This window comes from Rouxiella sp. T17 (assembly GCF_036663475.1).
Lineage (GTDB): Bacteria > Pseudomonadota > Gammaproteobacteria > Enterobacterales > Enterobacteriaceae > Rouxiella.
Map to the genome: position 1 here is coordinate 1 of NZ_JAWUEA010000031.1, position 14,551 is coordinate 14,551.

16 protein-coding genes and 2 tRNA genes are annotated in these 14,551 nt (G+C 51.0%); 11 read left to right on the plus strand and 7 right to left on the minus strand.

All coding sequences use genetic code 11. The annotated features are described in order from the left end of the window. Positions 1 to 178: 178 nt before the first annotated feature. Positions 179 to 427 carry a hypothetical protein gene (locus SC206_RS11100; RefSeq protein WP_332737156.1) on the minus strand — a complete coding sequence of 83 codons (249 nt, stop codon included), beginning with the start codon at positions 425 to 427 and terminating at the stop codon, positions 179 to 181. A gap of 217 nt (positions 428 to 644) precedes the next feature. Between SC206_RS11100 and SC206_RS11105 the strand changes: the two genes are divergently transcribed. Continuing rightward, positions 645 to 2,372, plus strand: coding sequence for a potassium/proton antiporter (locus tag SC206_RS11105; RefSeq protein ID WP_332737158.1), 1,728 nt, complete (start codon positions 645 to 647; stop codon positions 2,370 to 2,372). Between the two features lie 124 nt (positions 2,373 to 2,496). On the opposite strand, the gene osmE is transcribed toward SC206_RS11105, so the two are convergent. Beyond that, positions 2,497 to 2,829 carry an osmotically-inducible lipoprotein OsmE gene (gene osmE, locus SC206_RS11110; protein WP_332737160.1) on the minus strand — a complete coding sequence of 111 codons (333 nt, stop codon included), beginning with the start codon at positions 2,827 to 2,829 and terminating at the stop codon, positions 2,497 to 2,499. A gap of 311 nt (positions 2,830 to 3,140) precedes the next feature. On the opposite strand from osmE, the gene SC206_RS11115 reads away from it, so the two are divergent. Next, positions 3,141 to 3,806: a cupin gene (locus tag SC206_RS11115; RefSeq protein WP_332737162.1), complete on the plus strand. Its 666-nt coding sequence runs from the start codon at positions 3,141 to 3,143 to the stop codon at positions 3,804 to 3,806. 97 nt (positions 3,807 to 3,903) lie between these two features. Here the strand turns inward: SC206_RS11115 and SC206_RS11120 are convergent. Beyond that, positions 3,904 to 3,991, minus strand: a tRNA-Ser gene (locus SC206_RS11120). Positions 3,992 to 4,228: 237 nt separating this feature from the next. On the opposite strand from SC206_RS11120, the gene SC206_RS11125 reads away from it, so the two are divergent. The 3 genes from SC206_RS11125 to SC206_RS11135 all read left to right on the plus strand — a co-directional run bounded on the left by SC206_RS11125 (position 4,229) and on the right by SC206_RS11135 (position 6,613). After that, positions 4,229 to 4,888, plus strand: coding sequence for a TetR/AcrR family transcriptional regulator (locus tag SC206_RS11125; RefSeq protein ID WP_332737164.1), 660 nt, complete (start codon positions 4,229 to 4,231; stop codon positions 4,886 to 4,888). 143 nt (positions 4,889 to 5,031) lie between these two features. Next, entirely contained in the window at positions 5,032 to 6,129 is a 1,098-nt protein-coding gene (locus tag SC206_RS11130; RefSeq protein WP_332737166.1) for an amidohydrolase family protein, read from the plus strand. A gap of 367 nt (positions 6,130 to 6,496) precedes the next feature. Beyond that, complete coding sequence (locus SC206_RS11135; RefSeq protein ID WP_332737371.1) at positions 6,497 to 6,613, plus strand: Hok/Gef family protein; 117 nt, start codon at positions 6,497 to 6,499, stop codon at positions 6,611 to 6,613. Between the two features lie 212 nt (positions 6,614 to 6,825). On the opposite strand, the gene SC206_RS11140 is transcribed toward SC206_RS11135, so the two are convergent. Further along, positions 6,826 to 6,913: transfer RNA gene (locus SC206_RS11140), tRNA-Ser, on the minus strand. A gap of 300 nt (positions 6,914 to 7,213) precedes the next feature. Here SC206_RS11140 and yccA point away from each other — a divergent pair. Beyond that, positions 7,214 to 7,876 (plus strand): FtsH protease modulator YccA, encoded by a 663-nt coding sequence (gene yccA / locus SC206_RS11145; protein WP_332737168.1) that lies wholly within the window; start codon positions 7,214 to 7,216, stop codon positions 7,874 to 7,876. 107 nt (positions 7,877 to 7,983) lie between these two features. Next, positions 7,984 to 8,313, plus strand: coding sequence for a sulfurtransferase TusE (tusE, locus tag SC206_RS11150; RefSeq protein ID WP_332737170.1), 330 nt, complete (start codon positions 7,984 to 7,986; stop codon positions 8,311 to 8,313). Positions 8,314 to 8,353: 40 nt separating this feature from the next. Here the strand turns inward: tusE and yccX are convergent, their stop codons facing one another. Next, positions 8,354 to 8,632, minus strand: a complete 279-nt coding sequence (gene yccX, locus SC206_RS11155) for an acylphosphatase (protein WP_332737173.1) — start codon at positions 8,630 to 8,632, stop codon at positions 8,354 to 8,356. Positions 8,633 to 8,729: 97 nt separating this feature from the next. On the opposite strand from yccX, the gene rlmI reads away from it, so the two are divergent. Together rlmI and hspQ are read left to right on the plus strand one after the other, a co-directional pair. Beyond that, positions 8,730 to 9,923 carry a 23S rRNA (cytosine(1962)-C(5))-methyltransferase RlmI gene (rlmI, locus tag SC206_RS11160; RefSeq protein WP_332737175.1) on the plus strand — a complete coding sequence of 398 codons (1,194 nt, stop codon included), beginning with the start codon at positions 8,730 to 8,732 and terminating at the stop codon, positions 9,921 to 9,923. Between the two features lie 85 nt (positions 9,924 to 10,008). Next, complete coding sequence (gene hspQ / locus SC206_RS11165; RefSeq protein ID WP_332737177.1) at positions 10,009 to 10,344, plus strand: heat shock protein HspQ; 336 nt, start codon at positions 10,009 to 10,011, stop codon at positions 10,342 to 10,344. A gap of 151 nt (positions 10,345 to 10,495) precedes the next feature. Here the strand turns inward: hspQ and SC206_RS11170 are convergent, their stop codons facing one another. Continuing rightward, complete coding sequence (locus SC206_RS11170) at positions 10,496 to 10,909, minus strand: CoA-binding protein (protein ID WP_332737179.1); 414 nt, start codon at positions 10,907 to 10,909, stop codon at positions 10,496 to 10,498. Positions 10,910 to 11,096: 187 nt separating this feature from the next. Here SC206_RS11170 and SC206_RS11175 point away from each other — a divergent pair, with 187 nt between their 5' ends. Further along, complete coding sequence (locus tag SC206_RS11175; RefSeq protein ID WP_332737181.1) at positions 11,097 to 11,756, plus strand: YccT family protein; 660 nt, start codon at positions 11,097 to 11,099, stop codon at positions 11,754 to 11,756. A 112-nt stretch (positions 11,757 to 11,868) separates the two neighbouring features. Next, positions 11,869 to 12,327: a methylglyoxal synthase gene (locus SC206_RS11180; protein WP_332737183.1), complete on the plus strand. Its 459-nt coding sequence runs from the start codon at positions 11,869 to 11,871 to the stop codon at positions 12,325 to 12,327. 88 nt (positions 12,328 to 12,415) lie between these two features. On the opposite strand, the gene helD is transcribed toward SC206_RS11180, so the two are convergent. Beyond that, on the minus strand, positions 12,416 to 14,470 hold the full coding sequence (helD, locus tag SC206_RS11185; protein WP_332737185.1) for a DNA helicase IV: 2,055 nt from the start codon (positions 14,468 to 14,470) through the stop codon (positions 12,416 to 12,418). Positions 14,471 to 14,551 lie beyond the last annotated feature (81 nt).

Consider the following 14,551-nt stretch of genomic DNA (forward strand, 5'->3'; position numbering starts at 1 on the left):
AAACAGGTGTCCAAGTTTTGGGGTTCAGTGCACCTTGGCATACCTTTTGGGCGGTCTGCGCCGCCGCGCAGTAAGCGAAGCGCATGCAGTTGAACTTGAACTTGAACTTGAATATAAAATTGAATTTAAAGACTTAAAAAGTTTGCCTTCAGATTTTCAAAATCTAAAAATTCAAAAACTAGTTTTTGGCATCCTGCGGGTATTCCGATCCCGTCTCCACCTCGGGTAGGTCCTCCAGTTGTGGGCGGATCCCCTCTGAAATGTAGTCCTTCGCGGCTTTCATAATCTCGTTGCCCTGCTCGTCGCGCACCAATACGTGCTTGATAGTGCCGTCCTGCAAGACTTCACGGTGGATCCCGGTGAATTCGGCCATAGTCATTCTCCTTTCGTGACGCGGTTGTCGTTGAATAAATGTCATTCTACTCATGACTAATAAGCATAGCGTTTCTAAGGATTTTATCCGTCAGATTGTCCCTATCAATCAGATTTAGCTTTAAAAAAGCTTCAACTGATTAGCTTGGGTTATGGGTCAATAAAAATCCGCAGTTTCGCCAGCGCCTTTCACTATTTCCTGTTAAATTAGCATTATAGTAATTGGCACAGTTACTGCATTACAGCCGTAGTTTAGACAGGAGAACGCCCCCTTGGATGCGAGTACTATCAACACACTTTTTTTTATCGGCGCTCTGTTGGTAGCAGCAAGTATTCTACTTAGCTCGCTCTCTTCACGCCTTGGCATCCCCATTCTGGTTATCTTTCTTGCCATCGGCATGCTGGCGGGCGTAGATGGTATCGGTGGCATCGCCTTCGATAACTATCCCGCCGCCTATCTGGTCAGTAACCTTGCGCTCGCCGTTATTTTGCTCGACGGCGGAATGCGCACCCGCGCCTCCTCTTTCCGCGTTGCCCTGTGGCCCGCGCTGTCGCTGGCAACCGTCGGCGTATTAATCACGGCGGGCCTTACCGGTTTAGCCGCCGCATGGCTGTTTCACATCAATCTGATGCAGGGATTACTGATAGGCGCGATTATCGGCTCCACCGACGCCGCCGCCGTGTTCTCGCTAATAGGTGGCAAAGGTTTAAACGAACGCGTCAGTGCGACGCTGGAAATCGAATCGGGCAGCAATGACCCGATGGCAGTCTTCCTGACCATTACCCTGATCGACATGATTGCCAAAGGCGAGCACGGCCTCAGCTGGATGTTCCTGATCGACGTTATTCGCCAATTTGGTCTGGGCATTGCGTTTGGCTTGGGCGGCGGCTGGCTGTTGCAGCAGATGATCAATCGCGTCACGCTGCCGACGGGGCTTTATCCGCTGCTGGCATTCAGCGGCGGCCTGCTCGTTTACGCGGCCACCGTAGGCCTCGACGGCAGCGGCATTCTGGCGGTTTATCTCTGTGGACTGATGCTGGGTAACCTGCCGGTGCGCAATAAACACGGCATTATGCAGACCTTCGACGGTTTGGCGTGGCTTGCCCAGATTGCGATGTTTTTGGTGCTCGGACTGCTGCTCACGCCCAGCGATCTGCTGCCTATCGCACTCTCGGCGTTGGCGCTGTCGCTGTGGATGATTCTGTTTGCCCGCCCGCTTTCCGTGTTCGTCGGCCTGCTGCCCTTCCGCAACTTTACCCTGCGCGAACGCTTCTTTATCTCGTGGGTCGGCCTGCGTGGTGCCGTGCCGATTATTCTGGCCGTGTTCCCCATGATGGCCGGGCTTCCTCAGGCGCATCTTTACTTTAACGTCGCGTTCTTTATCGTGCTGGTTTCCCTGCTGCTGCAAGGCACCTCGCTGGGTTTCGCGGCGAAAAAAGCCAAGGTGATTATTCCGCCCGCGCCAACGCCAATCTCTCGCGTTGGGCTGGATATCGACATTTATACCCAATGGGAACACTTTATTTATCAGCTAGGATCAGAGAAATGGTGCGTGGGTGCGGCGCTACGTGACCTGCAAATGCCTAAAGAAACGCGGATTGCGGCGCTGTTTCGCGGCACGGTCATGCTGCATCCGACGGGCAGCACGCGCTTGAAAGAGGGCGACATTCTCTGCGTTATCGGGCAGGAGAAAGATTTACCGGAGCTAGGCAAGCTGTTTAGCGATTCAAATGCCGTGGTGATGGACGATCGCTTCTTCGGTGACTTTATTCTCGAAGCCGATGCGCCGCTCGAAGCTATTTCGCAGGTCTATGGCCTGAATCTCGACGAAAGCATTGATAAGTCACTGACCTTAGGTAACTTTGTGATTCAGCTACTTGGCGGCGAGCCGGTTATTGGTGACCATATTGAATGGGACGGCCTAACCTGGACCATCGCCGAAATGGACGGCAAGCGGGTCAGTAAAGTCGGCGTGCGTATCGTGACCAAAGCGGCCTGATAAAGCTGCAATGAGCCATTATCAGCCATAAAAAAACCTGCCACATGAGCAGGTTTTTTTCATCTATAAAGCCAATCATTTATAAGCTATTCATTTATAAACAATGGCTTACAGAACAGGCAGATTAGCTACCGGCCTGTGGATCTTTATCGTAATCTGAACAGGTCTGGTAACCTTTGTTCATCACTTTACCCATATCGTTGTAGCTTACGAAATAGGTCTGTGCTTTGCCATCACGTGGGGCAACGGCATAAGTCTGGCAAGTCCCTTTCGCGTGGATAAGGGTTGCTTCGGTAGATGGTGGACCTGCAACGGCGCGAACCTGTGCACGCGTCATGCCGACTTTAACGTCGCTGACTACCGGCTCTTTAACGTAGCTGGCGGCGCGATCGTAAGTCTGACAACCTGCAAGAACTGATACCGCTGTAGCAACTATAACCAACATTTTCTTATTCATGACTTCTCCTCCCGAAGTGCTTTATGTCCTTCTAAGGCTAGAAGAAAATGGTCATTAATCAACTTTATATAACTTTTATTTGTAGGTTGAGCCACAAATTAGGGATTTTCCTAGCGTTCTCAACCTGATAACGCCTAAAAACCCACCAGCCCGCACGCTTTTTTACGTGATATTACTCGTTTTATGATCTATACCTGATGAAGGTAAACCATTGAGAGATTTGCCGATCGCTCAGGTTTATTCCACTTTGGTGCCTTGCGCATCGAGTATCTCACCACGCCAAACTCCCCCGTGGACAAGGAGCAGTGCCCATGCAGCTGGATAGACGTCGCTTTTGTACCCTGCTCGGTTGTGTTCCGCTGATGGCGTTATCGCGATGGAGTTTTGCCGAGCCAAGAGAGGTAGCGATGGAAGTCATGCGAATTGATAAAGCGCAGGGCGGTGTGCCGAACAGCCCGCTGCCGGTATTGATTTACCATCGCGTTATTCCACCCGATGCGGTCGATAACGCCGATTATCTGGAACATCTGTTTACTACCAACGGCTGGCCGCCACAGTGGCGCTACGGCGTGTACACGTTTACCCATTTTCACAGTAACACCCCCGAAGCGCTGGGCGTGTTTGCGGGCGCGGCCAAAATTCAACTGGGCGGAGAAAAAGGGGTGATCCTGGAGGTCAATGTGGGGGATGTGATCCTGCTGCCTGCAGGCGTGGGCCACAAACAGATCTCAGCCGATGAAAACTTTATGATGGTGGGCGCTTATCCGCCAAACGTGAAGGCAGATTTGTGTCACGACGAGCCGGCAAAGCTGAAAGAACGCGCGGCGGCGGTGGCGAAAGTACCTTTGCCTGAAACCGATCCGGTAACGGGACATTCGGAAGGCAGCGTCGTGCTATGGCATCAGGCCGCGCAACATTCGCAAGCTATCAATTCACCAACCCTCAATTCACAAGCCATGCCAGCTAAAAAGAAATAAGCGCGACTAGAGAGAAGAGTTGAGTTGACTTGATGATTCCCAAATTACAGACACAAAAAAAGCCGCTAATTGCTTAGCAGCTTTCTTGTGTTGTTTATGGCGGAGGAGGAGAGATTCGAACTCTCGAATGGTTTCCCATCGCCGGTTTTCAAGACCGGTGCCTTCAGCCGCTCGGCCACCCCTCCGCAACGGAACGCACTATAAACTTAGGCGATCCGGTTGTAAAGCATCGTGTTGTTCATTTGCTTGAAAAACAGGCGTAAATTCAATTTTTTTGCGATTTATTTTACTTGGCATAAAAATTGACGCTTTTGCAGTCAAAGGCTGTAAAAAAAATCGTCAACCTATTGAGACAGTTAAACAACATTGCCTAACGTTGCCCACGGAACTTACAATGGCGGCTCAAGCCAAAAGGAGGTGTTGTGAACGCTTCGTCAAAAATATCAGGCACTTTGCCTGCCGGTCGTGGCCGCCCTGCCGTTCCGGAAGAAGAATTAATCGATAAAATCCACAATGCCGCTTTTCTGCTGCTGCAAGAAAAAGATTTCGATACGCTTTCGGTAGATGAAATCTCGCGCACTGCCGGCGTGGCCAAAAAAACCTTTTATCGTTTCTACAGCAATCGGAATGCGCTGCTCGAAAGCATCATTCTCGCCTGGTCTTCGACGTTTACGTTATATACCTTACCCACGCCGCAGCACGCCGCCGAAGTAGCACCGATTCTTGAACAATTTTTTGTGGATTTGGCCGCGCGCGCGCTTTCCGACCGCGCTATCGCGTTGTTTAAATTTCTACAAAGCGATTCGGCAAATAAAACCCATTTTCTCACCTTGTATCGCGAAAGCGGCATCGATAACGCGGGCAAGCTGCTGGATTCGTGGCTCATCGCCCAGCGCTCACGCGGATTTATTATTGCAAGCTGGCCGGATAATGGCGCCAAACACCTGCAAGCGCTGATCATCGCGCCGACGCTGCGTGACATTGCACTTGGCCTGCTGCCTGTGGTTCCCGAACTGGATATCCGCCCTCGCGTAATAGAAGTTCTGACACTCATGACGCCTTTGCTTGGCCTGCCTCGCTAAAATCCTCCCCTGTATCGTTTACATCCGTTTACTTATTGATCCTCGCACCTTGCCTAAGGCGGCGTATATTTATTTAAGAAACACATATCGTTTCTTAAATAGCGTTTCCGAATAAAATTTAACGTCTTAAACAGGAATGCCTCATGACCAACAGAAGAGATTTTCTACGCCACGCCGCCGTGGCCGCTACGGCCGCTGCCACGGGAGGAAGCGCGATGATGGCCGTTTCCGGCGTGGCTCAGGCCGCGATGCTTGACGCCAAAGAGGCGGCGATATTGCCACCAAAGCGAATTGTCGCGTTGGAAGAACATTTTATGCTGCCGGAATTTGTCGGCTATCTCGGCGAGACGCGACAGAATATCCGCCCTTCTCTCTTCGATAAAGTCGTGCCAATTTTGTCGGATTTCGGGCAGGGTCGTTTAGACGTGATGGATAAAAACGGCGTCGATTTTGCCGTGCTGTCGCTGTCAGGCCCGGGCGTTCAGGTTGAGCCTGACGTGGCGAAAGCGGTTCGTTTGGCGAGATACGCGAACGATCGGCTTGGCAAAGAGATGCAGCATAACCCGAAACGTTACGGTGGATTTGCGCATCTCGCGATGCAAGATCCTAAAGCCGCCGCGGACGAACTAGAGCGCTGTGTAAAACATCTTAAGATGCAGGGCGCGATGATTAATGGCGAAACGGACGGGCTCTATCTCGACGATCGCCGTTATGACGTGTTTTGGGAAAGAGTGCAGGCGCTCGACGTGCCGATTTATATTCATCCTGGCAATCCGCCCGACTATTCACACATGTACGCCAATCACCCCGAAATGTGGGGGCCCGTCTGGAGCTGGGCGGTTGAGACCTGTAGCCATGCATTGAGGCTTATCTTTAGCGGCACCTTTGATCGATTCCCGGGTGCAAAAATTATTCTTGGGCACATGGGCGAAACCTTGCCGATTCAGCTGTGGCGCCTCGACAGCCGAATTGAAACTGCAAATCTGAAATATACGCTTCAGCATCCGCCCTCCTATTACGCGCGCAAAAATATCGTCATTACCACCTCGGGCGTCTGTTCAGATCCCGCGTTGCGCTGTGCTTTGGATTCATTAGGCGAACAAAACGTGATGTTCTCAATCGATTATCCGTTTGAGAAAACCGAGATAGCCACGCAATGGATCAAAACGGCGCAGATTACTGATGCCGAACGTAACGCCGTCGCGTGGCAAAATGCCTCGCGCCTCTTGAAATTAAGCTGAAATTAGACGAATAACAGAATAAATCCACAGCGTTTTAAATCATTAAACGTATGAATTAAATGATTATTTTATAGGCCGAGAAAGCGAAGGAGGGTAGACTGCGTCTGGGTGCTCTGGATCTTTTTGTCCGAGCGCGACGCTTTTTACCGAGGTGTTTTACCTGAGTGTTTTATCGAAGTGATTAGGTAGTTCAGCAAGGTAAATGTTGTAGAAGAGATGTGACGGCAGAAAGAGAAAAGCCCCGAAATGAAGTTATTCAAATCGAGGCCTTCTTGACGCCAGACAACGTCAGGTTAGCCTCTTACCTGCCGAAAGGCAAGAACCAAGAGGTCAGACTATGCTATCAAAACTCACTGTTATCATTGTGATGGGTTTCTTCGTAACCGTTTTACTGTTTACGTGGATGACAAGGGATACGCTTTGTGAATTACACATCACAAGTCCAACAATGAAGGTCATAGCGTTGATGACCTGCAATTCTTAACAGTAAGAAGCAAACTCAATGGCGGGGGTTCGCTCCCGCTATTTTGTTATGAAACCTAGATGTTGCGAGGCAAGGATACAGGCGCACCCGTATTATCACTAAGCCAGCCTTAGGGCTGGCTTTTCATTTTATGGCGTCAAAAAATGAGCGACTCCCAAATTGCAGATACAAAAAAAGCCGCTAATTGCTTAGCAGCTTTCTTGTGTTGTTTATGGCGGAGGAGGAGAGATTCGAACTCTCGAATGGTTTCCCATCGCCGGTTTTCAAGACCGGTGCCTTCAGCCGCTCGGCCACCCCTCCGCAACGGAACGCACTATAAACATAGGCGATCCGGTTGTAAAGCCGGATTTTATTCATTTGCTGTAAAAGTAGCCTTTCAGCGATTAATTGCCGTTTTTGTCGCCAAAAAGGGAGTCTTATAGCCTCCGGTTCATCAAAAATCATCTTATCTCGATTCTACTTATTCATTTTCGGTAAAGAACAGGCTGTAGTGGTAAAGATGGGTAAACCCACTTTAATCACCCGTGGCAACTATCTATTATCCTACTCTGAATGCTTTTTCACCGACTTCACTTTTGTCGACAAGCGAGATTATAAAAAATGAACCGTACCGTTGCCTCTTCCGCTTCACGTGCAGGCTCGCTACTGAGCACCCACCGCGTGCTGCGTAACACTTATTTCATGCTGGCGCTGACGTTGGGCGTTTCTGCTATTACCGCCGCCGCCAGTACCGTGTTAATGCTGCCTTCTCCGGGCATGTTACTGACGATTGTTAGTTTTTACGGCTTGATGTTCCTGACGTTTCGCATGGCCGATCGCCCTGCCGGTATTTTATGCGCCTTCGCACTGACCGGTTTTATGGGATACACGCTGGGTCCGATGCTAAGCTCTCTACTGGCTGCCGGCGCGGGTGACATCATTATGCTGGCCCTCGGCGGCACGGCGCTGGTGTTCTTCTGCTGTTCGGCCTATGTCTTAACGACACGCAAAGACATGTCATTCCTGTCGGGTATGATGATGGCGGGCTTTGTGGTGCTGCTGGTCGCGGTTATTGCTAACCTGTTCCTGCAAATACCGGCGCTGTCGCTGGCAATTAGCTGCCTGTTTATTCTGTTCTCGGCGGGCGCAATTTTGTGGGAGACCAGCAATATTATTCACGGTGGCGAAACCAACTATATCCGCGCAACGGTCAGCCTTTACGTGTCGCTGTACAACGTTTTCGTCAGCCTGCTTAGCATCTTAGGCCTGTCACGCAGTAATTAATTGCCTCTATAGAAAATTCGAAGCCCTGCCATTGGCGGGGCTTTTTATTTGGCTGAAGACGCTTTTTTGCTAAACTTGCCCCCTGCTTTCAAGATTTCAGAGGTTATATGTTGCAGTTCAACGGCCAGGTTATTGAAACCGACGCCAAAGGTTATCTCAAAAACAGCGCCGACTGGCATGAAGCGCTAGCGCCGATTCTTGCCGCCGAAGAAGGGATAACCTTGAGCGATGCCCATTGGGAGGTCGTGAATTTTGTCCGCGCCTTCTATCTGGAGTTCAATACCTCGCCTGCTATTCGCATGCTGGTAAAGGCGATGGCACAGAAATATGGCGAAGAGAAAGGCAATAGCCGCTATCTCTATCGCCTGTTCCCGGAAGGTCCCGCTAAGCAGGCGACCAAAATTGCCGGTTTGCCGAAGCCGGTTAAGTGTATTTAACCGGCTCGTCCCCATTAATAGCCCGTTTTAAATATGACGATTAATGGCGGATGCTGAAACCGTCATATTCTGCCGCGGCTTTCGGCTCGCTCAGCACTTTGTCGACTTTGGCATGTTGCGGCCCGCCTTGCTTGAGCCAGTCGAGCAAATTATCAATAACGTTTTGCTCGCCGCAGGCCACGACTTCGACGCTGCCATCGTCAAGATTTCGGGTATAACCCGTTAATCCGAGCTGTTTGGCCTTTTGCTGCGTGGCATAGCGAAAGCCTACGCCCTGTACGCGTCCGTAAACATACGCGGCTATACTGGTTTTTGGCATAATTATCTCCTCATAGCGATTTGATACGTTGCAATCTCACTCTCTTGCTCGGACAATGTCGCTCTTTTTTGTCTCCACACCGACAGAACCTAATTATATGACTGCACGTTTGTATCTGGCCAAAGGCCGTGAAAAATCTCTTCTTCGTCGCCACCCGTGGGTATTTTCCGGGGCGGTTCTTCGCGTCGAAGGAAAGGCACATTCCGGCGAGACTATTGATATTGTAGACAATCAGGGAAAATGGCTGGCTCGCGCCGCGTATTCACCTGAGTCGCAAATCCGCGCCCGCGTCTGGACCTTCAAGCAAGATGAAGACATTAATATCGAATTCTTCATTCGTCGTTTGCAGCAGGCACAGCTTTGGCGTGACTATGTTGCCGAGCGCGACGGCCTGGATGGTTATCGCCTGATTGCCGGTGAATCCGACGGTTTACCGGGTATCACCATCGACCGCTTCCAGAATTTCCTGGTGCTTCAGCTGCTCTCTGCCGGTGCTGAATATCAGCGTGCCGCGCTGCTGACCGCCCTGCAACATTGCTATCCAGAATGCGCAATTTACGATCGTTCAGACGTTGCCGTGCGTAAAAAAGAGGGCCTCGAGCTGACGCAGGGTCTGATCGTGGGCGAAACGCCACCGGATTTGCTGCCGATTCAAGAGCACGGCATGAGTCTGCTGGTGGATATCAAAGGTGGCCATAAAACAGGTTTCTACCTAGACCAGCGCGACAGCCGTCTCGCCGCGCGTAATTACGCTGCGGGTCGTAAAGTGTTGAACTGCTTCTCTTATACCGGCGCTTTTGCGATTTCCGCGCTGATGGGTGGCTGTGAAAAAGTGACCAACGTCGATACTTCGCAGGATGCGCTGGATATCGCTAAAAAGAACGTCGAGCTTAACAAGCTTGATTTGTCGAAAGTCGATTTCGTGCGTGACGACGTGTTCCAGCTGCTGCGTAAATATCGTGCCGAAGGCGAACAGTTCGACATGATTGTCATGGACCCGCCGAAGTTCATCGAAAATAAAAGTCAGCTGGCGAGCGCCTGCCGTGGCTATAAAGATATCAACATGTTGGCATTGCAGCTGCTGCGTCCGGGCGGGATTTTGCTGAGCTTCTCATGCTCTGGCCTGCTGTCGACCGATCTGTTCCAAAAGATCCTGGCTGACGCCGCGCTCGACGCCCATCGCGAAATTCAGTTCGTCGAGCAGTTCCGTCAGGCCGCCGATCACCCGGTGACCGGTGCTTATCCGGAAGGCCTGTATTTGAAAGGCTTTGCCTGTTTAGTGACGGCTTGATTCAGTAAATTGAAAGCGATAGGGCTTGAAAAGTGACCGTTTGACCCCATATCCTCTATTAAGTAGCAATTTTGAGGAGGTCATAATGCTTGCAAGCAAATATGGGGTCACCAGTAAATTCGGCATTGGTCAGCAAGTTCGCCATCGGATGCTAGGTTCTCTTGGGGTCGTAATTGATGTGGATGCAGAATATTCACTCGACAAGCCTGCCGCCACCGAAATTGATGCAGACGATCAGATGCGCGCCGCGCCGTGGTATCACGTCGTCATGGAAGATGATGACGGCGAACCGGTTCATACTTATTTGGCCGAAATTCAGATTGATCATGAAGCCCGCGTGCCGCATCCCGAGCAGAGCTCGATGGACGAACTGGCAGAATCCGTTCGCAGCCAATTGCAGGCGCCACGCCTGCGAAACTAATCGCCCGCTCAAGCGTTTTAAAACCGGTCCTCGCAGACCGGTTTTTTTTCGTCTGAACTTCACTGTCTTTCACTATTTTGGTTCGCGACGTTTGGCTGAATTTTAACTACGTTAACTACGTATCGTTAAATTTGAATTACCCCGTCCAGCGCTACGCGCTTAATCCAAGCCTTGGAATTTCGATTTTCGGACATCGGTCCATCACCACCTGCATCCCCGCATTTTTCGCCAGCACGGCGGCCTGTTCATTGATCACGCCAATTTGCAGCCACAACACTTTTGCGCCGATAGCGATAGCCTCCTGCGCTACGCCGTAAGCTGCCTCAGGATTTCGGAAAACGTCGACCATATCCACAGGATGGTTAATATCCGCCAACGTCGCGACGACCTTTTGACCTAACAACGTTTGCCCCGCCAATTTTGGGCTTACCGGCGTCACCTCGTAACCCTCATCCAAGAGATATTTCATTACGCCATAACTTGGCCGTGAAGGATTATCGCTGGCCCCTACTAACGCTATCGTTTTGATTTTTTTTAGTATTTGAGAAATTTCGCTATCGTGCACGGTGTTATCCCCTTTTGTAGAGTTCACGTTAAGTGTAATTCAGTCTGCCTAATCCAACCGATTTTAAATGCGCTTCTCAAACTCACAGGTGTTTCAATCGCGAGCGATAAAATACATTTTGTAAAACTTTGACACACCTTTAGCATTATTGAATAATGAGCCAGTCAGTAATGGAGGTCTGGAGCGAATGATGAATCTTGGTTTTATGCTTGCCGGTATTTTAATGGCAAGCCTGATAGCCCCTGCTTACGCGTTAAGCCTGAAGCTATCGCCAGAGATCGATCTGCTGGTGGTCGACGGCCGCCAAGTTTCAGGCCCTATTTTAAAAGGCGCGGACAGCCTCGAGCTTGATGCCGGTCAGCATCAGCTGCTGTTTCAAATCAGTAAAAATCTGCCTGCCGAGAACAGCGGAAATGAGGCTTATCATTCGCCCGCAATTATCGTCGCGTTTAATGCACAAAATATGCACGCCGTCAGTATCAGCCTGCCCGCGCTAGCGACTTTTCAAGACGGCCGCGAATTCAGCAAGAAAATGAACATCACCCTGCTGGATGAAAAAGGTCATCAGGTGAGCTATCGCCAGGACTGGCTGTCGGAAATTAAAGTCAGTCATCCGCAAAATTTTGAAGCCGCGATGACGCGCTACAATCTTTCGGGCCACGCTGCATCAATTCCCGCTTTTGCGCTGAGCAAAAAAAGTGCCGTGCTGTCGAGTTTTGCGCACGGTGGTTCAGCGCAGGCGAGTTTAGGTGATGACACCAGCGCCTCGCTGTCGCTTTCTCTCTGGTCAATTTTGCAGCCCAGCGCCTCTTCCAACGTCGCGCCGCGTGAAATACTCGCCCAGTAAACTGACCGCCATCACTCTTCTCTCACTGACCGCGCCGTTTATCGTTGAAACGCTTTCCACAAAATCCGAGTTTAAGTAATCTATTAGCCTCCTCTTTTTAAAGGTCAGGCTGATGGAATACACCACCCGCACAATCAAAAAACTAAAACATATTGCGTTGGTTGCTCACGACCACTGTAAAAGCAATTTACTGAGCTGGGTCGAGGCCAACAAGGCGCAGCTTGGCGAACATACGCTTTACGCGACGGGCACTACCGGAAATCTGGTGCAAAGAAATACCGGCCTGCCGGTGATTAGCATGCTCAGCGGGCCGATGGGCGGCGACCAGCAGGTGGGCGCGTTGATTTCTGAAGGGAAAATTGACGTGCTGATCTTCTTCTGGGATCCGTTAAACGCCGTGCCGCACGACCCGGACGTTAAAGCGTTGCTAAGACTGGCGACGGTGTGGAATATTCCGGTGGCTAATAATCGTTCTACCGCCGACTTTTTGATTCAGTCGCCGCTGTTTAAACAGGATGTCGAGGTCAGCATTCCTGACTATCAGCGTTATCTGCAAGAGCGTTTGAAGTAAGTTTTGCACGGCTAATCTCGCGGGGGTTTAAAGACGCCGCGGGATTAGCCGTGCAAATCTTTTGCTACATGATGGGCTTAGCGAAAGATCAGGGCTTGCGCTGGGAAGGCACGCCGAGAGCTTCGAGCTGTTCTACAAAAATCGACGGTCGGGATTTATCTTGCATCAACCATACCTGATGTCGCGCGCGGGTCATCGCGACATACAGCAGGCGGCGCTCTTCGGCGTCGGCAAAATCTTCCGGCTCGGGCAATAAAACATCCTCCATTACCGATTCACGCGCGGCGGCCGGGAATCCGTCGTTACCCTCGTGTAGCCCGACAATTATTACATATTCTGCCTGCTGACCTTTGCTGGCATGAATGGTCATAAATTCAAGGTTCAGTTTAGGCCAGCGCGTGGCGGCTTTTTGCAGCGCGTCGGGGCGAAGATGATGATAGCGCGATAACACCAGAATCTTGTCGTCATCCTCGGCAAAACCGCTTAACTTATCGAGTAATTTTTCGAGCTGATCGTCGGGCAGAATCACCACGTTCTTTTTATTGCCCTTAGTCAGGCTGTTCAACGGCTTAGTTAACTGATGCGGATTTTGCAGAATAAAACGGTTGGCAATCTCGCCGATGCGATCGTTAAAACGATAGGTCGTGTCGAGCGCGCACTGTGCGCCTTCACCAAAATTCTCGGCAAACGCGGTGGTTAATTGCAGTTCAGCGCCGCTAAACCGGTAAATGGCCTGCCAGTCATCGCCGACGGCAAACAGGCAGGTTTGGCTATTTTGCTTGCGCAGCGCCGCGAGTAGCTGGGCGCGCTGTGGCGAAATGTCTTGGAATTCATCAACCAGAATGTGTTTCCACGGGCTGATAAAGCGGCCTTTATCAAGAATATTAATCGCTTGATGGATCAAACCGGAAAAGTCGACGGCGTCCTCTTCTTTGAGTTTGGCTTTCCACGCTTTGAGTAAAGGCGCCATCAAACGAACGCGTTTTTGAAAGAGCTCACGCGTCTCATCCGTCGCCTGCTCAATCATTTCGGCCTGACTGCCGCCGTGACTGCGCATTAATCCCAACCAGCGTTCCAGTCGCCCGCCAAGCCTTTCGGCCAACGCCTTGTTTTTCCAAAAATCACCTTCCGGCACTTCCCACTCAAGCTCATCGGTGAGCCACTGCCGCCAGCCGCTGGCCTGCGCTTTTTTCTCGGCACACTGCTGCTGCCAGGCTTTCACCAACAGTTGTCGACGCGCCTTGCTGTCGGTTTCCAGCTTGCTGATTTTTGGCGTTTTCTTGCTGCCTTCCTGAATAATGTGCAGCGCCAGAGCGTGAAAAGTCTTGGCTTTGATACCTTCAACCTGCAGGCGGGATTTAATGCGCAGGTTCATTTCATCGGCGGCCTGACGACCAAAAGCCAGCAGTAAAATCTGCTCCGGCAACGCTTCCTGACGCCGTAACAGCCAGCCTGCGCGCGCCACCAGCACGGAGGTTTTGCCGCTGCCCGCGCCCGCGAGCACCAGCACCGAATCTTCACCATTAACTACGGCGCGACATTGGCTGCTGTTGAGCGGCGTCGTTTCAACGCTATCAAAGAAATCACGGTTGTCGGCGATGACGTTATCGGTCCACTCCTGATTACGCTGCACCACGCTTTGCGCGCCCTGCTTTAACCAGCGCAGGCAGATCGCGTAATCATCACGGCAGTTTTCAAATTCGCTTAAACGTTCAACGGGCACCGGAATCGCCTCAAAAGCGGTCTGGATCTGCTGTTGTACGTCGGCGAGACGGCTACGCTTAAACCACTGATCCTGCTGTTCAATTCGGGTGATTTTTTCAATCTGCTGCTGTAAAACGCCGGCGCTGACCTCACTCATTTCAAGGCTCCAGCTTTGCCATATTTTCAGCAGGTGCTGATAAAATTGCTGCGTTTCCTGCCATTCGGTGCCGTGAAGACGCACCACTTTCTGGTCAGGCAGCTCAAACTCCAGCTCGCCCCAGACGATGCCTCGTTTGCAGCGAATCTGCATAAGCTGGTTAAAAGGAATAAGGTATTGATGCTTACTGCCACTGACTTCGACGCCTGCGTTAAGAAGCCGCACCCGATTGTAAGGATGCTGTGCCAGATGTTTGCCAATTGATGTCGATTTCAGTTCCATGTTAATGCGCCATATTTTTTAATTTTATGAGCGAGAGCCCAATGCAGTTTACCTGCGATCGGCAGTGGCGCTCCAGTATCA